Source organism: Monashia sp. HAY1-5C, from assembly GCF_056755255.1.
This window is the reverse complement of sequence record NZ_JBPGXG010000470.1, coordinates 1-259: the sequence shown is the minus strand read 5'-3', so window position 1 is coordinate 259 and position 259 is coordinate 1. Positions and strand designations below refer to the sequence as shown.

General features: G+C 52.9%; 1 protein-coding gene. It reads left to right on the top strand.

The annotated features are described in order from the left end of the window. Positions 1–41 precede the first annotated feature (41 nt). On the top strand, positions 42–259 hold a 218-nt coding region (locus tag ACR9ZK_RS22470), incomplete at its 3' end, for a hypothetical protein (protein WP_481344143.1).

The following is a 259-nucleotide window of genomic DNA, read 5'->3' as shown; positions in this document are numbered from 1 at the left end:
ATCCCGTCTTGATCGATCTCGAGTGTCTATTCACTGCCTCCATGATCGATCTGCAAGATGATCCTCCCGGCAACGGCGCTTTGTTCAAAACCCTCAAGCTCAATAGCCGCTCAGTCTTTAGCAGTGGTTTTGTTCCCTATTCGCCGAATTCGGACAACGATTTCAGTGGCCTGACGTCTCAAAAACAATTCAGCACGACGGCCAGGCAATTGGTCCGCGAGCAAGGCTTGTACCATCTGCGGCGGAGGGGGGTCAGCAA